Source organism: Pseudonocardia charpentierae (genome assembly GCF_031845345.1).
Lineage (GTDB): Bacteria > Actinomycetota > Actinomycetes > Mycobacteriales > Pseudonocardiaceae > Pseudonocardia > Pseudonocardia charpentierae.
The window spans coordinates 52,678-73,887 of the sequence record NZ_JAVREJ010000019.1 but is presented as its reverse complement, the minus strand read 5'-3'; the positions used below and the strand labels follow the sequence as shown (position 1 = coordinate 73,887).

26 protein-coding genes and 1 pseudogene are annotated in these 21,210 nt (G+C 70.1%); 8 read left to right on the top strand and 19 right to left on the bottom strand.

Translation table 11 applies throughout. The features are described from left to right. Nucleotides 1–17: 17 nt before the first annotated feature. Entirely contained in the window at nt 18–986 is a 969-nt protein-coding gene (locus RM445_RS23805) for a 2-keto-3-deoxygluconate permease (protein ID WP_311559057.1), read from the bottom strand. A gap of 298 nt (nt 987–1,284) precedes the next feature. Here RM445_RS23805 and RM445_RS23800 point away from each other — a divergent pair, with 298 nt between their 5' ends. Next, nucleotides 1,285–2,124: a GntR family transcriptional regulator gene (locus tag RM445_RS23800; RefSeq protein ID WP_311559056.1), complete on the top strand. Its 840-nt coding sequence runs from the start codon at nt 1,285–1,287 to the stop codon at nt 2,122–2,124. 502 nt (nt 2,125–2,626) lie between these two features. Here RM445_RS23800 and RM445_RS23795 read toward each other — a convergent pair. From RM445_RS23795 to RM445_RS23765, 6 genes are all read right to left on the bottom strand, one after another. Then, nucleotides 2,627–3,523, bottom strand: coding sequence for an IclR family transcriptional regulator (locus RM445_RS23795; protein ID WP_311559055.1), 897 nt, complete (start codon nt 3,521–3,523; stop codon nt 2,627–2,629). Between the two features lie 124 nt (nt 3,524–3,647). Continuing rightward, nucleotides 3,648–4,115 (bottom strand): FAD-dependent monooxygenase, encoded by a 468-nt coding sequence (locus RM445_RS23790; RefSeq protein ID WP_311559054.1) that lies wholly within the window; start codon nt 4,113–4,115, stop codon nt 3,648–3,650. Further along, nucleotides 4,112–4,564, bottom strand: a complete 453-nt coding sequence (locus RM445_RS23785; protein WP_311559053.1) for an aldehyde dehydrogenase family protein — start codon at nt 4,562–4,564, stop codon at nt 4,112–4,114. The genes RM445_RS23790 and RM445_RS23785 overlap by 4 nt, the downstream gene beginning before the upstream one ends. A 46-nt stretch (nt 4,565–4,610) precedes the next feature. After that, nucleotides 4,611–5,459, bottom strand: a complete 849-nt coding sequence (locus tag RM445_RS32770; protein ID WP_449619190.1) for an IclR family transcriptional regulator — start codon at nt 5,457–5,459, stop codon at nt 4,611–4,613. Beyond that, nucleotides 5,438–5,623, bottom strand: a complete 186-nt coding sequence (locus RM445_RS32470) for a hypothetical protein (RefSeq protein WP_397469389.1) — start codon at nt 5,621–5,623, stop codon at nt 5,438–5,440. Before RM445_RS32470 ends, RM445_RS32770 begins: the two co-directional genes overlap by 22 nt. A gap of 94 nt (nt 5,624–5,717) precedes the next feature. Further along, entirely contained in the window at nt 5,718–7,031 is a 1,314-nt protein-coding gene (locus RM445_RS23765) for an MFS transporter (RefSeq protein ID WP_311559052.1), read from the bottom strand. A gap of 653 nt (nt 7,032–7,684) precedes the next feature. Here RM445_RS23765 and RM445_RS23760 point away from each other — a divergent pair. From RM445_RS23760 to RM445_RS23750, 3 genes are all read left to right on the top strand, one after another. Then, nucleotides 7,685–8,173 (top strand): DUF4396 domain-containing protein, encoded by a 489-nt coding sequence (locus RM445_RS23760; protein ID WP_311559051.1) that lies wholly within the window; start codon nt 7,685–7,687, stop codon nt 8,171–8,173. Between the two features lie 131 nt (nt 8,174–8,304). Next, nucleotides 8,305–9,957 (top strand): MDR family MFS transporter, encoded by a 1,653-nt coding sequence (locus RM445_RS23755; protein ID WP_311559050.1) that lies wholly within the window; start codon nt 8,305–8,307, stop codon nt 9,955–9,957. Between the two features lie 107 nt (nt 9,958–10,064). Then, nucleotides 10,065–11,312, top strand: a complete 1,248-nt coding sequence (locus RM445_RS23750) for a right-handed parallel beta-helix repeat-containing protein (protein ID WP_311559049.1) — start codon at nt 10,065–10,067, stop codon at nt 11,310–11,312. Here the strand turns inward: RM445_RS23750 and RM445_RS23745 are convergent. From RM445_RS23745 to RM445_RS23725, 5 genes are all read right to left on the bottom strand, one after another. Next, complete coding sequence (locus RM445_RS23745; protein ID WP_311559048.1) at nt 11,296–11,631, bottom strand: hypothetical protein; 336 nt, start codon at nt 11,629–11,631, stop codon at nt 11,296–11,298. The two genes, RM445_RS23750 and RM445_RS23745, sit on opposite strands and share 17 nt — an antisense overlap. Beyond that, the gene (locus tag RM445_RS23740) at nt 11,628–12,314 is read right to left on the bottom strand and encodes a cation transporter (RefSeq protein ID WP_311559047.1); all 687 of its coding nucleotides are present in this window, start codon (nt 12,312–12,314) and stop codon (nt 11,628–11,630) included. The genes RM445_RS23745 and RM445_RS23740 overlap by 4 nt, the downstream gene beginning before the upstream one ends. After that, complete coding sequence (locus tag RM445_RS23735) at nt 12,311–12,661, bottom strand: ArsR/SmtB family transcription factor (protein ID WP_311559112.1); 351 nt, start codon at nt 12,659–12,661, stop codon at nt 12,311–12,313. Before RM445_RS23735 ends, RM445_RS23740 begins: the two co-directional genes overlap by 4 nt. A gap of 84 nt (nt 12,662–12,745) precedes the next feature. Continuing rightward, the gene (locus RM445_RS23730; RefSeq protein ID WP_311559046.1) at nt 12,746–13,330 is read right to left on the bottom strand and encodes an O-methyltransferase; all 585 of its coding nucleotides are present in this window, start codon (nt 13,328–13,330) and stop codon (nt 12,746–12,748) included. Nucleotides 13,331–13,372: 42 nt separating this feature from the next. Continuing rightward, complete coding sequence (locus RM445_RS23725) at nt 13,373–13,822, bottom strand: hypothetical protein (RefSeq protein ID WP_311559111.1); 450 nt, start codon at nt 13,820–13,822, stop codon at nt 13,373–13,375. A gap of 166 nt (nt 13,823–13,988) precedes the next feature. Here RM445_RS23725 and RM445_RS23720 point away from each other — a divergent pair, with 166 nt between their 5' ends. Next, on the top strand, nt 13,989–14,564 hold the full coding sequence (locus RM445_RS23720) for a biotin transporter BioY (RefSeq protein ID WP_311559045.1): 576 nt from the start codon (nt 13,989–13,991) through the stop codon (nt 14,562–14,564). 74 nt (nt 14,565–14,638) lie between these two features. Next, a complete protein-coding gene (locus RM445_RS23715) occupies nt 14,639–15,547 on the top strand; it encodes an aminoglycoside phosphotransferase family protein (protein WP_311559044.1) in 909 nt (302 codons plus the stop codon). A gap of 4 nt (nt 15,548–15,551) precedes the next feature. On the opposite strand, the gene RM445_RS23710 is transcribed toward RM445_RS23715, so the two are convergent. From RM445_RS23710 to RM445_RS23700, 3 genes are read right to left on the bottom strand one after another with little or no spacing between them, the layout of a single operon-like run. Further along, on the bottom strand, nt 15,552–15,881 hold the full coding sequence (locus tag RM445_RS23710) for a hypothetical protein (protein ID WP_311559043.1): 330 nt from the start codon (nt 15,879–15,881) through the stop codon (nt 15,552–15,554). Nucleotides 15,882–15,889: 8 nt separating this feature from the next. Next, nucleotides 15,890–16,171, bottom strand: a complete 282-nt coding sequence (locus RM445_RS23705) for a hypothetical protein (protein WP_311559042.1) — start codon at nt 16,169–16,171, stop codon at nt 15,890–15,892. Beyond that, nucleotides 16,168–16,938: a putative protein N(5)-glutamine methyltransferase gene (locus RM445_RS23700; protein WP_311559041.1), complete on the bottom strand. Its 771-nt coding sequence runs from the start codon at nt 16,936–16,938 to the stop codon at nt 16,168–16,170. The genes RM445_RS23705 and RM445_RS23700 overlap by 4 nt, the downstream gene beginning before the upstream one ends. A 39-nt stretch (nt 16,939–16,977) precedes the next feature. Between RM445_RS23700 and RM445_RS23695 the strand changes: the two genes are divergently transcribed. Together RM445_RS23695 and RM445_RS23690 are read left to right on the top strand one after the other, a co-directional pair. Beyond that, nucleotides 16,978–17,724 carry a 2-phosphosulfolactate phosphatase gene (locus RM445_RS23695; RefSeq protein ID WP_311559040.1) on the top strand — a complete coding sequence of 249 codons (747 nt, stop codon included), beginning with the start codon at nt 16,978–16,980 and terminating at the stop codon, nt 17,722–17,724. 20 nt (nt 17,725–17,744) lie between these two features. Then, nucleotides 17,745–18,173, top strand: a complete 429-nt coding sequence (locus RM445_RS23690) for a PaaI family thioesterase (RefSeq protein ID WP_311559039.1) — start codon at nt 17,745–17,747, stop codon at nt 18,171–18,173. 81 nt (nt 18,174–18,254) lie between these two features. Here the strand turns inward: RM445_RS23690 and RM445_RS23685 are convergent, their stop codons facing one another. The 4 genes and pseudogenes from RM445_RS23685 to RM445_RS23670 all read right to left on the bottom strand — a co-directional run bounded on the left by RM445_RS23685 (nt 18,255) and on the right by RM445_RS23670 (nt 21,181). After that, entirely contained in the window at nt 18,255–18,752 is a 498-nt protein-coding gene (locus tag RM445_RS23685) for a DUF1059 domain-containing protein (protein ID WP_311559038.1), read from the bottom strand. A gap of 238 nt (nt 18,753–18,990) precedes the next feature. Continuing rightward, nucleotides 18,991–19,452, bottom strand: a pseudogene (locus tag RM445_RS23680) (ArnT family glycosyltransferase); the annotation flags it as partial. Between the two features lie 143 nt (nt 19,453–19,595). Then, the gene (locus tag RM445_RS23675; protein ID WP_311559037.1) at nt 19,596–19,886 is read right to left on the bottom strand and encodes a GlsB/YeaQ/YmgE family stress response membrane protein; all 291 of its coding nucleotides are present in this window, start codon (nt 19,884–19,886) and stop codon (nt 19,596–19,598) included. Nucleotides 19,887–20,005: 119 nt separating this feature from the next. Then, nucleotides 20,006–21,181: a low temperature requirement protein A gene (locus RM445_RS23670; RefSeq protein WP_311559036.1), complete on the bottom strand. Its 1,176-nt coding sequence runs from the start codon at nt 21,179–21,181 to the stop codon at nt 20,006–20,008. Nucleotides 21,182–21,210: the final 29 nt, after the last annotated feature.

The window sequence follows — 21,210 nt, the reverse complement described above, 5'->3', positions numbered from 1 at the left end:
GATGGTCCGGGTGCGGCTCAGGCCGTGGCCTCGGTCTCGGCCACGGGGTCGTGGACGGTGAGCCCGCCGGAGCGCTTGAGCACCCAGGACGCGACGATCGGCGCCAGGATGGCGGTGACCAGGACCGCCGACGCGGTCTGGGCCGCGGCCGACGGGACGAACGGCAGGAACCGGGGGTCGGCAGCGGCGACCGCCGTGGGGACGGCCACGGCGTTGCCGGCGGTGGTGCCCGCAGCGAAGCCGATCCCGCTCTTCGGGCCGCGCCGCAGCACGAACCGGTAGCCCAGGTAGGTCAGGCCGCCGGTGAACACGACGACGCCGATGCCGAGGAACAGGCCCTGCACGCCGCCGGTCAGCACGGTGCCCAGGCTGATGCCGGCACCCACGGCGAAGGACATGAAGGGGATCGTGATGTTCGGCACGTGGTCGAGGACGTGGGTCCACTCGCGGTCGACGGCACCGACGATGAGGCCGAGGATGAACGGGACGACCGCGGCGACCAGGGCGAGGATCGGGATGTCGCCGAGGCCGGAGGCGCCCAGGAAGATCAGGGCGAGGAACGGGCCGTCGTCGAAGGCACTGGCGACGTAGGCGCCGGTGTCGCGTTCGTCGCCGTACTCGCCGGCGAAGGCCAGCCACAGCGCACCGTTGCTGTTCCCCATGATCGCGAGCAGGGCGAGGATCGAGACCCCGAGGAAGCCGTCGATCCCGACCAGCAGGCCCAGCGCGATGGCGACCGAGGCGGGGATCAGGGTCTTGCAGACCAGCACCACGCCCGTGGTGGCCGCGGCCGCCTTGCCGCTGTGGCTCCCGGTGATCTGCGCACCCGTGGCGAAGATCAGAAGGGCGATCAGGGCCAGCGCGCCGTCCTTGAACAACGCCTGGGTGAAACCGCCGATCTTCAGCGCCTCGGGGGCGAAGGAGTTGACCAGCACCCCGAGTGCCAGCGGGATCAGCATCAGGCCGGCGGGGACCCTCTGCATCATCTTGAACAGCGGAACTCGCGAGGGGCCCTGCCTCAACTGCGACTCTGCCATGGGGCACGCCTTCCGGTTGCGCGCCGCGACCCATTGGCATCGGCGCCAGTTGTACGTACGAGAAGTACGTACAAAGAGTGAGCGGTGGGAGAGATCACCTCAAGACCGCAGGCGTGTGACACCTGTCACGTCGACAAGCGAGACACAGCATGTGCCGAGGAGCCCCCCGCCGACGAACAGATGCCAGCGCGCCACGACGCTGTTTAAGGTGTCCCGTTGGAAGTCGACGCGGTCTAGGGGGAGTGCTGTGTCAACCGAGGGGCTGGAGGCTCGGGTCGACCGCAGCGACGCTCGTCCGCTGCACGTGCAGATCCGCGACATCCTGCATCAGCAGATCAAGGACCACATTCTCGTGCCCGGGGACGCGCTTCCCACCGAGGAGGAACTGCAGCAGCAGTTCGGGGTCGCGCGCAGCGTCGTGCGACAGGCCCTCGCAAGCCTCGCCGACCTCGGCTTGATCCATCGGCAGCGAGGCCGCGGCAGCGTCGTCGCAGCGGCGCCGGCCCTGCGCCGCTTCGTGAACCGAGCCGGCGGACTCGACGAGCAAGCCGCCGCCCGCGGACAGCACCTGCGAACACACGTCCTCCGGCTCGAGGCCACGATCACACCGGAGGAGGCCAGTGCCGCTCTCGGCACCGCCCGCACGTGGGAGATCGAGCGCGTTCGCTACCTCGAGCGGGTTCCGGTCATCTACGAGCGGCACTGGGTGCCGCGTGACCTGTTCCCCCACTTCACCGTGGATCTGCTCGAGGGTGCCTCACTTCTCGCCCTCATGCGCGACCACGGCTACGCCTCAGTGGGCGGCCCAAGACAGGTGCAGGCGGTGGCGGCCGAGCCGGACATCGCGCGGGCGCTCGACGTGAGCGTCGGGTCGCCGTTGCTCCTCCTCGAAGGAGTCACGCAGGATGTCCACGGCCGGGGCCTGGACCGGTTTCACGTCTGGCACCGCGCCAACACGGTGTTCGACGTCGACGCACGGGTGCAGGCCCCGACACCTGTTTCGCAGGAGCGCATCGTCCAGCTGCGGAAGCTGGTGAGCGATCTCGAATCTGCTCTCACGGAACTCGAGGTAGGGGAGAGTCGGTGACGCACCGACGACCTCGCGGTGCAATATGTGCGGCCACGGACGAGGACGGGTCGGGAGTAGCTCGCGACCTGCGTGTTCAGACTTTCCCTACTTGTTCAGCGGTCCAAGCCCGCAGCTATGGTCCGCTACAATTTCAGGCTTCTGTAGTTGAAATTCGGTCGAGAGTTGCACCAGTACGGAGGCAGTACGTGAGATTACGCGAGGTGCACCTGCAGAATTTTCGGCGGTTCACCGACCTCACGGTTACTGAGATACCTGAGTCCGCTCGACTGATCGTACTTGCCGGACGGAATGGCGTAGGTAGATCCTCTTTTTTCGATGGGCTACGAACTTGGTACGCCTTGAACGGCGCTCCGCCGGGCGCTGGGTATGAAGATACCTATCACCGAAAATTTGGCGGTCCGCCAACGTCGAAGTGGCCGGAGACTGTCAGAGTCGGATTTCACACGCAGCCTGCCCCTTCCGGAACTCCGGAATCGCGCAAGATAGTTAAACGCGCCCCTTAAGCTGGCTCCATGCCCCTACCCGTATTGATCGGGAGCATCGTTCGGAACGCGCCTGCCGTCCGGGTCGGCGGGATCGAGACGAGGTCGCGGCGACCGGCGAGCCATGGTGCCAATGGGGCGACGAGGGCAGGCTTCTGGGCGGTCAGCTCACGCGACAGGCACGCTGCTGCCACCCCTAATGGAGCTCGTACTGCGGGTCCGTCTTCCGCGACGTCGCGCAGTCTCAGCTCGATCGCGGCGACGACCGTTCCACCCGGTCCGAAGACCGGCGCCGCAATCCCGCACCATCCCTCGTCGAGCTCGCGATCGCATAGCGCGATTCGAGTCGCTCGTATAATCCGAAACGCCCACCGCAACCGTTCGGGCCTCGTGATCGTTGAGCGAGTGTACGGGCGAAGCCCGCGAGCGATGACGGCGTCGGCAACCCGGGTTGGTGAGAACGCCATCAGCGTCTTGCCGAGCGCGGTGGCGTGTGGCGGCAGTTGTGCCGCCGGACATGGCTGGGTCACCGGCGCGCGAGCCAATACCTTCTCCACATACGCCACCTCGAGTCCGGCGAGCCAGCCGCCACGCACCGGCGCGCCCGTTGCACGGAAAAGTTCCTCCATCACGGGGGCGATCCGGTTCCGGAGGCTTAACTCGTTTGCGGCCGTTAACTCATCAACATCGGGCCCTCGCAGTTGCGAGCCGAGCCGATAGCGACCCTCCTCGTCGCGATCCAAGAGCCCCCAAGCCGCGAGCTCTGTTGCCAGTCGGTGCACGGTGGACAGCGGCAACCCACACCATGTAGCGATCTCGGTCAGAGTGCGGCCGCGGCCATCGGTGGTGGCGAGCAGGATTGCACTGATCTTACTGATTACCGACCGGCCCGGTTCTTTCGAGTTACCCGCCACGTGGCTTTCTGCCCCTTTCCTCGATGTGGCGACCGGTTGCAGCCGGGCGGTGCCGGGAAGCTGAATCGGAGTCCTCCCGGCACTGCACCGTTCTGCATGACGGTCTGCCTGCTCTCGCCCGTCGTCAGCCGAGCGGGAGTCCGGTGTAGTTGTCGGCGAGGGTCTTCGCCGCGGTCGGTGAGCCGGTGACGAGCTCGAGCTCGGCGACCTGGCGACGCAGGTCGAAGTCGCTGGCGTCGGAGAACCGGTGCAGCATCGAGGTCATCCAGAACGAGAACCACTGCGCCCGACACACCCGGCGCAGCGCGGTGCCGGTGTAGGACTCCAGCAGCCCGGTGTCCTTGGTCTGGTAGTACGCCCCCAGCGCCCGGTCCAGCACGTGCACGTCGGCCATGGCCAGGTTCAGGCCCTTCGCCCCGGTGGGCGGCACCGTGTGCGCGGAGTCGCCAGCCAGGAACGACCGCCCGTACTGCATCGGCTCGCACACGAACGACCGGAACTGCAGCACGTCCTTCTTGAAAATGTTCCCGGTCGTCACGCTCGCCCCGGCCGGCGCGATCGCCTGGATCGCCAGGATGATCGGCGCGATCACCCCGGCCCCCCGGCGGGCAGCCGCCGCGCCATCGACAGCCGCGGCCGGTTCGACCGCAGCAGCTCCCCGTACGGGTGCGCGGCCAGCGCCGCCGCCTCGTTGCACTCCTCGGCCGCCACCCCGCGCGTCTGGAACTGCGCGAACGGCCGGATCGCGCCGGACTTCCGGATCAGCCAGTCGTGGATGTCGTCCTCGTGCTCGACGAACAGCTGCGCCGCCCGCCGCAGCACCTCCGCCCGCCGGTCGTAGGGCAGCGCGGCCCACTCCCGCTGCGCCTGCGCCACCGACTCCGCCGCCTTGTGCACGTCGTCCGCCGTGGCCGCCCCGACCCGGGCCAGCGTGTTCCCTGTGGCCGGCTCGACCGCGTCGTACTCCCCACCGGAACCGGCGACCCAGCCACCGGCGGTGAAGATCTCGCCCTCCCAGCGCGAACGCTCGAGAAAAGTCATCACATACGACTTTTTGCATTCCGCTCCGCAGGGTGAAGAACGATTTCTAGGGCATCATGAACGGACGCATACCCCGGGAGATGCCGGCTGCGGCGAGGCTGACCGCGGGTACCAGTGCCTGCAGGTCCCGCGAACCACTTGGCAACACCACGGAGATGGCCGCGATGACCTCTCCATCGGCCCCCCGCACCGGTGCGGCGACAGACGACGCCCCGTCCGTCATCTCGTCCCGGGACACGCCGTAGCCGGTCGTCCGGATACCGGCGAGCTCGCGGCGTAGGACGTTGGAATCGGTGATCGTCCGGCTGGCCTGCTTCGGCAGACCGGCGGCGATAACCTGCTCGACGAGCTCCGGCGGCGAGTAGGCGAGCAGGACCTTGCCGGACCCCGCGGCGTGCAGCGGAAGCCGGCGCGCGACCCGGGATTGCACCTGCACCTCCGGACGCGACATCAGCCGCTCGATGTAGAGAGCCTTGCCCTCGTCCATGACCACCAGGTGCACCACCTCGTGGGTCGCCTCGTACAAGTCCTGCAGGAACGGTAGCGCCACATCGCGGAGATCCCTCGCCTGCGGCGCGAGCGACCCCACCTGCCACAGCCGGATCCCAACCCGGTACCGGCCCCGACTGATGCGTTCGAGGGCGCCCCACTCGACGAGCTCGTTGGCCAGCCGGTACGCCGTCGCCGAAGCCAGACCGGTGGCCTGCTGGATCTCGCCGAGCGTCTGCTCGGGCCGGTCCTTCGAGAACGAGCCGAGAACGGCTAGTGCCCGGCTGACGACGGACCGTCCGCCATCGCTGGTGTTCCCGGCGATGGGAGTCCTCCTTTGCGCTGAACCGCACGCGACGCCATGTCGCAGCGGATCTCGTATGCCTACGCGTGCCTCCGCGAACAAGGATCATGGCTCGAACGTGGTCTCCGGGACGACCGCCCGGCGGTGGTGTGCAGGTTCACCAGGGCGGGCCGCTCCCGTGCCGTCGCATACTCGGTGGCGGCGCCTACCACCGAGCCCTCGTGCAGGGCCAGCACGAACCCGATGTCGTCGGGCAGGTCGGTCAGGAACGAGATCTCCGTCGAGCCGGGGTTCGCGAGATCGTCGTCAGCCCGTAGCGCCGGAAGACGTCGAACGTCGCGTCCCGGACGGTGCGCATGCTCAGTGCTCCGCCCGGCGGCTTGTGTGGTGCTCGCCGATGTGGTCGGCCTCGTCCTCGGTGACCGGCAGCGGCTCGTCGGGCGCCGGGTCCCGGTTCACCAACATGATCGACAGCGCGCCGATCGCCGCGACCACGGCGAAAATGTAGAAGCCCCACGGGTAGGCCAGCCCGGCGGTCAGCAACCAGCCACCAATCAGCGGGCCGGAGATGGCGCCGAGCCGGCCGAACCCGCTCGCCGCGCCCACCGCGGTCGCCCGGGCCGACGCCGGGTAGAGGTGGCTGATGTAGGCGTAGACGAGCACCTGGGCGCTGAACACGAACATCCCGGCCAGCAGCACCGAGAGGTACACGCCGAACCCCGGCAGCTTGACCGACAGCAGCGCCAGGAACAGCGCCGCCCCGGCAAACCACGCCACGGTGGAGCGGCGGTTGCCGATCCGGTCGGCCACCTTCCCCGCGGCCAGCAGCCCGATCACCGCGCCCACGTTGAGCACCAACAGCAGCGCCAGCGCCGCACCCAGCTCGTAGCCGGCCGCCCGCATGATCTGCGGCAGCCACGTGTTCAGGCCGTACACCAGCAGCAGACCCATGAACGACGTGATCCAGAACGCCACCGTCGACCGGGCCAGACCATGGTGGAACAGGATGCCGACCGGGTTCTTGCTCGGCTTCGCCGCGCCCGTCGCCGGGCCGGTCAACCCGGCGCGGGCGCGCAGGAACGCCTCGGACTCCGGCAGGTACTTCCACAGCAGCGGCACCAGCACCAGCGCCGGCAAGGCGCCAATGATGAACATCGACTCCCAGCCCCAACGCGTGATGAGCAGAATCCCCAGCAGCGCGGTGGCCACCGCGCCGACGTGGTAGCCGGTCATCAACGTGGTGGTCGCCTGTCCGCCGCGGCCGGTCCGGGCAAACTCGTTCACCAGCGCGATCGCGGTGGGCAGCACCCCGCCCAGCCCCAACCCCGCGAGGAACCGCAGCACCCCGAACACGAACGGGTTCGGCGCGAACGCACACGCCAACGTCAAGATCGAGAAGATGACCACGGTCCAGACCACCGTCTGGCGGCGGCCGATTACGTCGCTGATCGCGCCGACGAGCATCGCGCCGATCATCACGCCGACCAATCCGACCACTGAGACCAGCGACGCCGTGTTCGGCGTCAGCCCCCAGGTCGGCTCCTGCAGCAGCGAGGGCAGCACCACGCCCAGCACTACTAGATCGAAACCCTCCAGCGCCACCGCCGTCCAGCACAGCGGTCCTACCCACCCCGCGTACCCCGCGCGGGGATCCACTGCCGCATCCCTGGTCATCAGCTCACCTTCGAGACATGTGATCTCTGGCATACCTGGCGGCACTCTGCCCTGTACTGAAGGCGAGAAGAAGCCGGTTCTTCGCCCAGTGAAGAGCTGGGTCTGAACTTCGCCCGACCGGGCGCACGGAGCTCGTGGACTATGCGCGGGCGCGAACCGGGGACTCGCAGCTCTACCGCAGGTCAAGCTTATTTTGACAGCGCTCTGTAGTGTCGCTCCCTCGGCCGGGCACCGTTCACGCCACGCCGGCCGCGACGAGCTGAACGGCCAGTACGAGGGAGCTGGCGACGGGAATGGTCCGGGAGAGCCCGCGGATGTCGGCTGGAGGTGTGACGGCCCAGGCCGAGACGTCAGCGATCGTGGCCGAACGGTCATCGGCAGACCTCGAAAGCGTGTGAGTGCAAGCCTCCGTGGGTTCAAATCCCACCGCTACCGCCAGCCTGACCAGGCACAACGCCGGGCCTCCGATCACGGAGCGCCCGGCGTTCGCTATTTGGTCTCGGTTCTTGCTTCTCCGGCGAAGCGACGCGAGGTGAACACCACGGCTGTTGGATCTTCGACACTCCGCCATGACGTGCATCTCACGCGCGGACAGCGCCGAAGGCCTTTCTCTTGGTACCCCCCGGGGGTATGCTGCAAGCGAGGAGGTCGACATGTCTTCAGAGACGAATCACGGGCACCACACGGAGCCGACCGGGTACGCGTCGGTGCCCTGGTCGGTCGCCGCATCGGCGACGCTGCACTGCCTGACCGGGTGTGCGATCGGTGAGGTGCTGGGCATGGTGATCGGCACCGCCGCCGGGCTGCACAACGCTGCGACGGTCGTCCTGTCGATCGTGCTCGCGTTCGTGTTCGGCTACGCCCTGACGATGCGCGGCGTGCTGCGTGCGGGCGTCCGGTTCGGGGACGCGCTCAAGATCGCACTGGCTGCGGACACGGTGTCCATCGCGGTGATGGAGATCATCGACAACGCGATCATGCTCAGCGTTCCAGGAGCCATGGACGCCGGTCTGACGAGCTGGCAGTTCTGGGCGGCGCTGGCGTTCGCCCTGGCTGTGGCGTTCGTGGTCACGGTGCCGGTGAACCGGTGGATGATCGGTCGCGGCAGAGGCCACGCCGTCGTGCACGCCTACCACCACTGACCGCGCCCGTGCCGCGTGTGGACCGCGGTGTCGCTGTGACGTAGCTTCCACTGAAGTGGGGATCGATTTTCCACTTGGGGACGTTCTCCCCGGTAGCAAAAAGATCTCCAGTGGGAAGGGCGTCGCCTTCGATGACCCAGCACGTCGACGACGTACGTCCGGTCGGCACCGTCTCACGGCCCGTCCCACACGTTGCTGGCAACGGCGTGCCGGTCCGTCCGGCGCCGCCGAAGCCCGCCCCGCCGCGGCGAGCCGCGCCCCCGACGCCCGACGTCACGAAGCAGCAGCCGGCCGGGTCGGCGTCGTGGCTGCCCGCCCTGGGCGTGCTCATCGTGGGGATGTTCATGTCGATCCTCGACACGAGCATCGTCAACGTCGCCCTGCCGACGATCCAGCTCGAGCTGGGCATCAGCGCGACGGACGGCCAGTGGGTGAGCACCGCCTACAGCCTGACCGAAGGCATCATGGTCCCGATCAGCGCGTGGCTGGGCTACCGCTACGGGTCCAAGAGGATCTACGTGCTGTGCCTGGCCGGGTTCACCGTCGCGTCCGTCCTGTGCGGCCTGGCCGGCGGTCTGGGCTCGCTGGTCGTCTTCCGGATCCTGCAGGCCGTCCCGGGCGGGATCATCCCGGTCACCTGCATGATCATGCTGCGCCGGATGGTGCCGCCGGAGCGCCTCGGTGCCGCGATGGGCCTCTACGGGCTGGGCGTGATCGTCGCCCCCGCGATCGGCCCGTCGCTAGGCGGCCTGCTGGTGGAGTACACCGACTGGCGGTTCATCTTCTTCATCAACGTCCCGGTCGGCATCCTGGGCGTCATCGGGGCCGCCATCGTGCTCAAGAAGGACCAGGGCCACCGCGACCGCCCGCTGGACATCCTGGGCTTCGCCACCATCGCCGCCGGGCTGTTCGCGCTGCTGCTGGCTCTGGAGGAAGGCAAGGACTGGGGCTGGACGAGCTACCCGATCATGATCCTGTTCACCGTCGCCGCGCTCTGCGTCGCCCTGTTCGTCGTCATCGAGCTCGAGGTCGACCGACCCCTGCTGGACCTGCGGGTGTTCACCCACTTCCAGTTCGTGCTGCCGCTGCTGCTGGTCTCGGTGATCTCGATGGGGATGTTCGCGTCGGCCTTCTTCATCCCGCAGTTCCTGCAGGGCCCCTCCCGCGGGCTGACCCCGGTCAACACGGGTCTGATGCTGATCCCTCAGGCGCTGGTGCTGGCGGTGCTCCTGCCGATGTCCGGCCTGCTGTACGACCGGATCGGGGCCCGCTGGCTCGCGGTGTCCGGGCTGCTGGTCGCCGGTATCGGCCTGCTGACGCTCTCGGAGATCAACGTGGACATCCCCAACGGCTCGCTGGTCCTGGGGATGTGCATCCTGGCCGGCGGGGTCGGACTGGCCATGATGCCGATCATGTCCAGCGGTCTGGGCGTGGTGCCCCCGGAGTCGGCCGAGTCGGCGAGCTCGTTCAACACGCTGGCCCAACGGGTCAGTCAGGCGTTCGGGCTCGGCCTGCTCAACGCCTTCCTCACCGTCGCCGGGGCGCAGGGCCTGGCCGACCGGTCCGGGCTGCTGACCCAGTCCGACCCGCAGGTCGCCGCAATGAGCCAGAACCAGGCGGAGATGCTGGTCTTCTACCAGCGCACCTCCGGCATCGCGCAGGCCGACGCCTACAGCCAGGCGTTCGTCGTGATCGGCCTCCTCTGCCTCGCCGGAGCCGTTCTCGCGCTGTTCATGCGCGGTGGAAAGCCCACGGCGGGGTCGGCTCCCGCGATGGCGCACTGAGCTGAGCCTGCACCCCACGATCGAGTGCTCAGGGCCGTCGGCCACGGCCTCTCGTGCCTCCCGGGCTCTACGCTCGGCCTCCGCCGCCCGGAGGAGGACCTGCACCGTTGACTCGGCCGACATCGCCCTGGCGGTACCTCGGACTGGCGTTCGTCGTCCTCGGCGTGGGGGTCCTCGCCGTCCTCGCCGTCCAGGCGATCCCCCGCCCGGCCGAGGTGCCGGGCGCTGCACCGACCGCGGCTCCGGCGCCGTCATCGCCGTCGTCGCCGCCGGTGGCGACCGCTGCGCTGTACGTTGATCCCCGCGGTTCCGACACGGACGACGGCACGGCGGCCGCACCGCTGGCCACGATCCAGGCGGCGCTCGACAAGGCCACCCCGGGAACGGTGATCAACCTCGCTCCCGGCGTGTACCGGGAGACGCTGGCCACCGTCCGCGACGGAGCGCCCGGTGCACCGATCACGATCAAGGGGCCCGAGTCCGGGAAGGACCGCGCCGGGCGCTACCGGGCGGTGGTGTTCGGCACGGGCCGCGTCGTCAGCGTGAACCACAGCTACTACACCTTCGCCGGGTTCACCATCGACGGCCAGGAGAAACTGGCCGGCACGGCCTACCCGACCGATCTCGCCGCGGTGACCGCGTTCAAGAACCGGGTGCAGCCCCAGGTCGCGGACGGTCGGCTGATCTACATCGGCGCGGCGGACGACACCCGCGACCTCACCGGCATCACGATCCACAACATGTTCCTCAACGGGGCCGGCGGGGAGTGCGTCCGGCTCCGGAACAACGCGCACGACAACGCGATCACGGACTCGGTCATCCAGTACTGCGGCATGTTCGGCAAGGGTGACGACGACGAGCGGGCGAAGTACCACAACGGCGAAGGCGTCTACATCGGCACCAGCCCCAACTCCGACAGTCAGCCGATGCACGCCAACGACGGCAGCTCGCGGAACCTCGTCGCCCGCAACACCATCCGCACGTTCGGCTCCGAATGCTTCAACGTCAAGGAGAACGCGCACGACAACGTCCTCGAGGACAACGTCTGTTCGGACAACACCGAATTCGCGGAGTTCGACGGCAGCAACATCGAACTGCGCGGCCACTCGAACGTCGTCCGGAACAACGAGATCTCCGACAGCGCAGGCGTGAACATCAAGATCCGTTCCGACAGCAAGAAGTTCGACCGCGGCGGCAACGTCGTCGAGAACAACCGGATCTCGGGCGGAGCGGCCGTGTTCATGCTGGACTCCGCCGTTCCCCAGGGGCGGATGTGCGGGAACCGGGTGACGACGCAGACGTTGACCCTCGACGACGACGGTGAGCCCGTCGGCGACATCACGGCGCCGTGTTAGCCCGGGCGGACTCCGCCCGCTCCGACAACGCGTCCAGCACGGCCACATGCTGCTCGGGCACCCGGACCAGCACGTCGGTTCCTGAATGGGTCGCGCGCACGTCGAACGAGAAGAACGAGCAGCAGGCGGTCTCCCGGGCGACGAGGTCCCGGATGGTCGACACCGCGTCTGCAGGCAGGTGCACCAGCAGCGTCGTCGGACCAGTCCGCTCCGCCGGCCGCACCGCGGTCGCGAACAGCACGTCGAACTCGGCGACGCGCAGCGGTTGTTCCGCCGTCGGCAGCGTGCATGCCGTCGGCACCCACGTCTCCCCGGTCATCGTGACGCTCCTGCGCAGCAGGGCGCGGTACACCCGGGTGCGCACCCGCACGCGTCGTCGAGGCGGGTCGGGGTGCAACAGACCTCGCCGCGGAGCGCGTTGCGCCCCTCCCGCACGGCGACCACCGCGAGGCCGAGGGCGACCAGCGGGTCGGCCCACCACCAGCCCAGCAGGGCGTTGAGGACCAGTCCGACCAGCACGCCGGCGGACAGGTAGGTGCACAGCAGGGTCTGCCGGGAGTCGGCGACGGCGCTGGCCGAGCCGAGCTCGCGGCCGGCGCGGCGCTGGGCCCACGACAGGAACGGCATCACCACCACGCTCACCGCCACCAGCACGATCCCGACCGTCGACCGGTCCGGCTCGTCGCCGGTCGTCACGGTGCGGACCGCCTCGACGGTCACGAAGGCGGCCAGCGCGAAGAACGAGCCGGCCACGATCCGCAGCGCGGTCCGCTCCCGGCGCTCCGGATCTGCGGCGGCGAACTGCCACGCGATCGCGGCGGCTGAAGTCACCTCGATCACCGAGTCCAACCCGAACCCGATCAGCGCCACGGACCCGGCGACCGTCCCCGCGGCGATCGCCACGACCGCCTCGATCACGTTGTAGGTGATGGTGGCCGTGACCAGGAGCCGGATCCGCCGCCGCAACACCACCCGGCGATCGACCTCACCACCCGCGGTCACGACGCCGACTCCGCTACGTCCGCCGGCTCGCCGTAGATCGGGCACAGTGCCACCGCCGCTCCGGTCTCGGCGAGCACGAGTTCCGCGCTGCGCAGCAGGTCGATCAACTCCGGACGGGCCAACGAGTAGAACGACTGCCGCCCCTGCACCCGGTAGTCGACCAGCCCGCAACCTCGCAGGCACGCCAGGTGTTTCGACACCGTCGACTGGGCCAGCCCCAGCGCGCGGGTCAGGTCCACCACGCGCGCCTCGCCTTCGGTCAGCCGCTGGACCAGCGCCAACCGGGCCGGGTCCGCCAACGACCGGAACAGGGCGACCGCGGGGCCGACATCGCCGCAACGATCCATCGCCACGGAGCGATGTTAGCGCCGTATCGAGATGGGAGAAAGGCCGCTACTCGTCGACCGACGTCGATCGGTCGAGCCTGGGCGTCAGCGCCGCAGGGCCAGCAACTCGCCCTTGCCCACGCCGACGGTCGTCGTGGTCAACCGCGGATCATGCTCGACGAGGTCGCGGAGGGCTTCGATCTCCTCCGGATGCGACAGGGCGTTGTCGGCGACGAGCACGCCGCCGGGGCGCAGGACGCGGGCCGGGTGCGGCCACCACGACGGGTACTCGGTGCGCTCGGCATCGAGGAACAGCAGGTCGACCGCTCCGTCGGCGAGGTCGGCGAGAGTGGCACCCCCGTCCGCGACGCGAAAGGTCACGCGGTCGGCGAGACCCGCCGCGACCAGACTGCGCCGCGCGTCGTCCTGGGCCGCGGCGTCGGTGTCCAGGGACAGGACGTGGCCGCCGGTGGCCGCCGCGGCGTCGGCGAGCCAGAGCGTCGACACGCCCCGCGACGTGCCCACCTCGACGATCGACCGGGCCTGGGTGGCCTGGACCAGGAACCACAGGAGCCGGCCCGCGTCGGGCTCCAACACGCGCCACCGGTCGAGGCGGTTCTCCTGACCGGCGTCGTGCTGTTCCGCGGCCGACACCAGATCGTCGATGACCTTCCGCGCCGTCGCGTCCATGGGCAGATCCTGGCATCGGTGGGCGTCGCGGGGAGGCTGTTTTCAGGCCGGGCTCACGGCCCGCTGGTGGGGGCGTCGGAGCAGACGCCGGACCGCCGCTCGGGACAGCATCAGAACGACGATCAGGAAGGTGACGGAGAAGAAGCCGCCGAGGCTGACCCGGGCGCCGAAGACCAGGGCGACGGCCTCGAGCACGAGGAACTTGCTGCCGAACAGCACCGCCCAGAGCATGAAGGCGGCCATCACCTTGCCCGCCGGTGACGACGCCTGCCGAAACCGTGCCTTCACCCGGTTCTTGGCCACGAGGACGACCTCGAGAACGCCCTTCAGCAGGACGGCCGTGAGCAGGGAGATCGTGAAGGTTTCGGTAAGTATCTGCGGGACGTACTCCACGAAGAGGTTCAGCAAGACCACGTAGACGAAGACGTCGACGACCGCGGCCGCCATGTCGGGTTCCACGGGCGGGGCGGCGTCCGGGTCGCGATCAGACATGATCACCGTGGCCATCGTCGCGGGGGATGAGGATCAGGGCCACCGTAGCGCTGTCGCGCAGCGGCGAGCGCCGCTCGCGGAAGTGAGATGCACGCTGCACTCGCTGGAGATGACTGCGGTCCGCATCTAGCGTCGCCGCAGACCCCAGCGTTGTGATCGGAGTGTCATGTCGAGCGTCGCTCTCACCCCTTCCCGCCGCGTCCTGGCCGACGTCGTGCCCGGCGGCGCCGTCCGTGACGTCGTGCTCGTCGCCGGCTCGGCGGCCTTCGTCGGGCTGGCGGCGCAGATCGCGATCCCGCTGCCGTTCACGCCCGTACCGCTGAGCGGGCAGACGTTCGCCGTGCTCCTGTCGGTGGCGGCCCTCGGCCCGGCCCGGGGTGCGTTGGGCATGCTGCTCTACGCGGTCGCCGGCATCGCCGGTCTGCCGTGGTTCGCCGGGCACCAGTCCGGCTGGGCGATTCCGTCGCTCGGCTACGTGCTGGGCTTCGTCCTCGCGGCCGTGGTCGTGGGCGACCTGGCCCGGCGCGGTGCGGACCGGACCGTCGCGCGGACGGTGGGGCTCATGGTCGTCGGCAACCTGTGCATCTACGCGATCGGCGTGCCGTGGTTGATGGCGAGTGTGGACGTGGGCCTCGGACGCGCCCTGGTGCTCGGCGTCGTGCCCTTCCTCATCGGCGACGTCGTCAAGATCCTGCTCGCGAGCCTGCTGCTTCCCACGGCGTGGCGGTTCGTGCGCTCCTGATCCACACGCGCAAGAACCGGCGGTGCGGAAAGTCGGTCGGCGGTGCGTTGGCCGGGCGCTAGCGTCCCGGTGCCATGGGGACCGACGCCGTGCCGCCGTGGCTCGAGCGACGGGCCGCGCTTCTCGGCGCGGATGGTCACGCCTGGCTCACCGCCATCCCCGACGTCGTGGTCGCCCTGCAGCGGCGCTGGGCGGTCACCGTCGAGGAGGAGTTGAGCGGCGGAACGAGCGCGTGGGTCGCCCGGGTCCGGCGTAGCGACGGGACACCGGCCGTCCTCAAGATCGCGATGTCCGACGAGGCCTGCGAGCGTGAGGTGGCCCTGCTCCAGGCGGCCGGCGGCCGTGGCTACGCCCGCCTGCTTGCCGCGGAACCGGAGCACCGCGCCGTGCTGCTGGAGGCGCTCGGCCCTGCGCTGGAACGATCGGGGCTCGCTCCCGAGCGGCAGATCGAGATCCTGTGCGCTGCGCTGCGGGACGCCTGGCAGGTTCCGGCACCGGACGCCGCTCCCGAGGCCAAGGCCGAGGCGCTGGCCGATCTGGTCGGCCGGCTGTGGGACGAGTTGGACCGCCCGTGCTCCGCGCGGGTCGTCGAGCTGGCGCTGGAGTACGCACGACGCCGCGCTGACGCGAGCGGTCGCCTGGTCGTCGTCCACGGCGATCCGCATCCGGGGAACGCACTTCGACGGCCGGACGGCACGTACGTGTTCGTTGATCCGGACGGTTTCGTCGCAGACCCCGCCTACGACCTGGGTGTGGTTCTCCGCGACTGGTGCCCGGAGTTGCTGGCGGGCGACGCATCCGAACTGGCTGGGCGCTACTGCCGGTTGCTGGCGGCCCGCACGGGGATCGATGGCACCGCGATCGACGAGTGGGGCTTCCTCGAGCGGGTCTCGAGCGGGCTGCACATTCTGGAGCTCGGGATGAGCGACCTTGCCCGCCCGTTCCTGGAGACGGCCGAGCAACTGGCCGCGGCGCGACGGTGAGCCGTCAGAGCGGACGCCACGTCGTCGACGCCCGCGGCAGGGCGGGGTCGTCGTACGTCACGAGTGAGAGGTCGTCGAACGACAGGGTCACGTCGACGCCACCGCGAGCCAGATCGTGTCGGACGGCCGCCACGTGCTCGGTGAGAACGCCCGCCGCCTCGCCGACGACGAGGTAGACGTCGGGATCGTCGCCGTAGCGATGGGTGACGCCGAGGTCTGCGCAGCTCAGCCGGGCGTCGGCGAGGGTTCGCCGCGGTGCACCCCCGTCGACGGGCCAGCCGACGAGCACCACCTTGTCGCCGTACACGCCGAACGTCCGGTCGTGCAGCGACAACCCGCGGCTCAGCAGTCGCCGATCGCCCGGCGGGAAGCCGCCGAACCGGATCGTCCATGGCGCGACAGCGCCGCGCGCAGGTGCGCCGCCAGCGGCGACAGGTCGAACGGGGCGGGCGCACGTTCGAGCCCGATCATCGTGGCGTGCACCTGTGCCGGGTCTCGCGCCGTGAACGCCCCGCCGAGGAGCCGGCCTGCACTCGCCTGCACCTGCTCGACCAGCAGGGCGAGGTCGTCGGGCAGCGTGTCGTACCAGGCGACGACGGTGCTGCGGGACGGGTCGTCGATCATGTCCGGGTGCCGACGACGGCCGTCGCGTCCAGCTCTTCGGACCGCTCCATCCGCGGCACCAGGCCGGCGTCGGCCATCGCGGTTGCGGTCAGCGGGGCCTGCCGCTCGCTGGTCTCGATCAGCAGGCTCCCGCCCGGGGCCAACCAGCGCAGCGAGGCGGTGACGACACGGCGCTGGACGTCGAGCCCGTCCGGGCCGCCGTCGAGGGCCACCGACGGTTCGTGGTCGCGGGCCTCGGGCGGCATGAGTGCGATGGCGTCGGTCGGCACGTACGGCGCGTTCGCGACCACTACGGCGACGTTCCCCTGCAGCGACGAGGGGAGCGGCGCGTCGAGATCGCCCTGGTACACCTGCCCCGCCACGAGATTGCGCCGCGCGCACGCCACCGCCGCGGGCTCGATGTCGACCGCGTGGAGCGCGAGCCCGGGCACTGTCGCGGCGAGGGCCGTGGCGATCGCAGCGGCACCGCAGCACAGCTCGACCACGACGTCGCCCGGCCGCAGGAGCGGGGCGGCGAGCCGGACGAGGAGTTCGGTGCGCCGGCGCGGGACGAAGACGCCGGGCCCGACGGCGACGCGCAGGCCGCAGAACTCCGCCCAGCCCAGCAGGTGCTCCAACGGCTCACCGGCGACGCGACGTGCGGCGAGGGAGGTCAGTTCGGTGGGGGAGCTGGCGGCCTCGACGAGCAGGCGCGCCTCGTCCTCGGCGAAGACACAGCCCGCAGCGCGGAGCGCGGCGACGACGTCGGCGGGCGGGAGGGTCGGCAAGGGACCGACGGTACCGCGCAGGCAGGTAGCGTCGCGCCCGTGCTCGACGCGCACCGTCAGGCCGGGTCCGCACTGCGGTTGGAATGGGGTCCCACCGGCGCTGCCGCCATCGGCCGGGGCTGCGACGTCGCGGTGGTCGTCGACGTCCTGAGCTTCACCACCACGGCGACGGTCGCGGCGGATCGGGGGGTGAGCGTGCTGCCCTACCGGTGGGGCGACGACGGGGCCCGGGCCATCGCCGCGGCGCACGGCGCCACGCTTGCCGTCGGCCGGTCGCGTGCGCGGCCCGGGGAGGTGAGCCTCTCGCCGGGCAGTGTGCGGGAGGCACGCGACCTGCACCGGCTGGTGCTGCCCTCGCCGAACGGCTCGACGATCAGCGCCGAGCTCGCCGGGGAGGTGCCGGCCGTCGTCGCGGTGAGTCTGCGCAACCGACGTGCGGTGGCGGCGTGGCTGCTCGAGCGGAGCGACCTGCGCGTGGCCGTCGTGTGCTCGGGCGAGCGCTGGCCCGACGGATCACTGCGCCCCGCGGTCGAGGACCTGTGGGGCGGCGGCGCCCTCGTCGACCTGCTGATGCAGGGCGGATGGCGCGACGTCACCCCGGAGGCCGCGGCGGCTGCGGCCGCCTTCCGCAGCGTCGAGCCCGACGTCGGCGCGGCGCTGCGGGCCTGCGCGAGCGGACGCGAGCTGATGGACGCCGGCTACCCCGTCGACGTGGAGATCGCGGCCGAGCTGGATCGCAGTCGGTCCGTGCCCGTGCTGCGTGAAGGAGCGTTCGTCGCCAAGTGACGGCGGCTACGCTGCCGATCATGCGGGACGGCGGCGAGACGGGGACGGCGGAGCAGCTCAACGCGCTGAGCGACGGCCACTTCCCGGGGCTGATCGGCTTCACCGTCGTCGAGGTCCACGACGACGGCGTGTCGGCACGCCTTGCGGTCCGTCCCGACCTGCTGGCTCCCAACGGATACCTGCACGCCGCCAGCGTGATCGGGCTGGCCGACACGGCCTGCGGCTACGGCTGCCGGCTGGTGCTGCCCGAGGGGGCGACGGGGTTCACGACGATCGAGCTCAAGTCGAACTTCCTCGGCACGGTGCGCGACGGCGCGATCGCGTGCCGGGCCCGGCTCGTGCACGGGGGCCGGACGACGCAGGTGTGGGACGCGACGGTGACGGCCGAGGAGACCGGCAAGACACTGGCGCTCTTCCGCTGCACCCAGGCCATCCTCTGGCCCCGCTGAACCCCGCCGGGATGTAGCGAAAGCGGCTTTGGGTGCACTGAACGCACCGAAAGCCGCTTTCGCTACAGCGGCGCCGGCGCCTCAGAACGCCTGCACCCGGCGCACGTCCAGGTCGTGGAACACGGCCTCGCCGTCACACAGGGCCATGAGCTGCTCCGCGAAGCGCCCTGTCACGGGGTGCTTCGAGTTGGCCATCGCCGCCTCGTAGTCCGGGAAACCCACGACCTGGAGGTACCGGTCCGGTGCGTTGCGGTCCGCGCCGGTGAGCGCCCAGCGCGCGGTCCGATCGGCGCCGATCTCGTCCCGCCAGCGGTCCTCGATCTCCTGGAACTCGGCGAGGCGGGTCGTGCTGAACTCGATCACCTGCACGAACGCGCCCTCCCCGAGCGTGACGGCCGCGACCTCCGGGACGAGCGACGCGCGCAGGGCCGCGCGCAGCTCCTCGCCGTCCGTGTGGCCGTGGACATCGACGGCGTGGGCGGTGGCGGCGCGCATCACCTCGTCCTCCTCGCCGGCAATGCTCAGGCTGCAGCCCGACTCACTGGGTACGGAGCGGCAGTCGATCGTCATCCGGGACATGGCGCCTCCTCCGGGGACGGTGTCCGGCTCGGAGTGACGCGGCCGCGGCCGCGTTCCGGCCAGCAGGACATTGGACCGCCGACCGGAGGGTGTGTCCAGACCGTTCAGCCCCCTGAGATGCAGCGAAAGCGGCTTCCGGTGCGTTCAGTGCACCCAAAGCCGCTTTCGCTACGTCCGCCCCGGCCCGTCGGTCGCGATCAGCCCTGCAGGTCGTAGACCGTCTGACCGCCCACCGTCTCAGCACGGCGGCCGGGGTCACGGCCAGCGCCACGCCGGCCAGCAGGCCCGCCCCGGGTCCGGCCCACCGGCGGACGGCCGCGCGCAGCAGCGCGACGGACGCGACACCCATCAGCGCCTGCGGAACCAGGAGGCTCCAGGAGGTGAAGCCGAAGATGCGCGCGCTGAGCACCATCACCCAGAGCGACGCTGGAGGTTTGTCGACCGTGATCGCGTTGCCGGAGTCGAGAGAGCCGAACAGCCACGCCTTCCACGACTGCGTGCCGGCCTGCACGGCCGCCGCGTAGAAGTCGTTGGCGTAGCCCGACGCCGACAGGTTCCACAGGTAGAGCACCGCCGTACCGGCCAGCAGCGCGAGCAGCGCAGGGCGCTCCCAGCGCGCCTGCGGGCGGAGCGGGGGCGGCGGTGCGGGTGGCCGGTGACGGCCGGGGGCCGGTCGGCGGGACAGGGTCGGGGTTGCCACGGGTTCTCCCGAGGTCGGGGTTCCCCATCACGATGAGCTCCGCCGCTACGGCGACCCTGTGCCGTCGCTGTGTGAACGCTGTGCGGACAAACGACGAGGCCGGGCACCCTATGGGGTGCCCGGCCTCGGGTACGCGAGAGCCGTCAGAGAGTGCGACGACCGCGAACGCCACGCCGCGCGTAGAGGTTGGCCGCGATCACCACGCCGATGGCGGCGACGACGACCTGCACGAGCAGCTCGAGCCAGTCGACGCCCGACGTGTTCGTCGAGATACCCAGTGCACCCGCGAGCCAGGTGCCGATGAACGCGGCCACGATACCCACGATGATCGTCAGCCAGATCGGAATCGGCTGGCGTCCCGGAACGACCAGTCGGCCCAGCGCGCCGATGATCGCACCGATGATGATCGCCGTGATGATGCCCGTGACGGTCATTGTTCCTCCGTCTGTTGTGGGGCCTTCCTGTGCACGGCCCGTATGAACGGTGGATGCCCGAAGCGGGAGCGTTCAATGCACAGGAGAGCGCTATGTCACTGATCGTGACCTTTTCGTGCTCAGCCGATGACACTCGACGCGGGTCGGCGGGCCGCCACCAGCAACGCGGTGAGCACAGCCATGACCAGCGCTGTGAGGTGGATCGGCGCCGGGGTGAACGACGTCGCGACGACGAGCGCCGCAGCCGTCGGGAAGGCCGCCGAGACCCGCCGCATCCGCTCGTGGTCGAGGTGCAGCAGCCACACCACCAGCACGAACACCGCCACCGGGACCGTGGTGGCCAGCGCTGCGGGCAGCCCGCCGACGTGGGCGATGTGCAGGTCGTAGTCGACCGCGACCGCCAGCCCGGCGCCCGTCGCCGCCGCGGAGGCGAACACGAAGTAGTGCCCGTAGCCCCAGCGCAGCGCGGCCTTGAGCGTCGTGAGCCGTTCGTGCGCGGGCTGTTCGAAATAGATCCACCACATCGAGAAGAGGATCACCAGCCCGGCGACGCCGAGGGCGATCAGCCCGATCGGGTGGTCGGTCTCGGTGAACGCGGCTTCCAGGGCGATGGTCGCCGACAGCACCGACTCGCCGAGCACGATCAGCGTGAAGAGCCCGTAGCGCTCCGCGATGTGCTCCGGGTGCCAGACGGGCTGTCCCCGGCGTTCGGCGAGAGCGGGCACCGCGAGCTCGGCGACGACCAGCACGAGGAACGCCGGAAGCAGCAGGCCCTCGGGCAGCAGCAGGCGCAGCAGCCAGCCGAGCTGGACCACGGTGATCCCCACGGCGTACGCGAGTGCGGTCGCCCGGTGCTCCGGGTCGCTGCGGGCCGCGCGCAACCACTGGGCCACCATCGCCAGCCGCATGATCACGTAGCCGAAGGTGATGACCGTGAAGTCGCCGCGCTCGAAGGCGGACGACACGCCGGCCGCCAGCACGAGCCCGCCGGCGATCTGCACCAGCGTCGTGAGGCGGTAGGGGACGTCGTCGGTGTCGAAGGCCGTGGCGAACCAGGTGAAGTTCATCCACGCCCACCAGATCGCGAAGAACACGGTCAGATAGCCGATGAGGCCGGTGCCCAGGTGGTTCTCCGCGATCGCGTGATGCAGCTCCACCGCGGCCTGCGCGACGGCCACCACGAAACACAGGTCGAACAGCAGTTCCAGCGGTGTCGAGGCGCGGTGGTGCTCGTCCGGGCGCCGCGCCCGCATGGACCGGTACCACGGCGAGGCCGTCTCGGTCGGCTCGGTCATCGGCGTACTCCTCCGTCGCTCGGGACGGA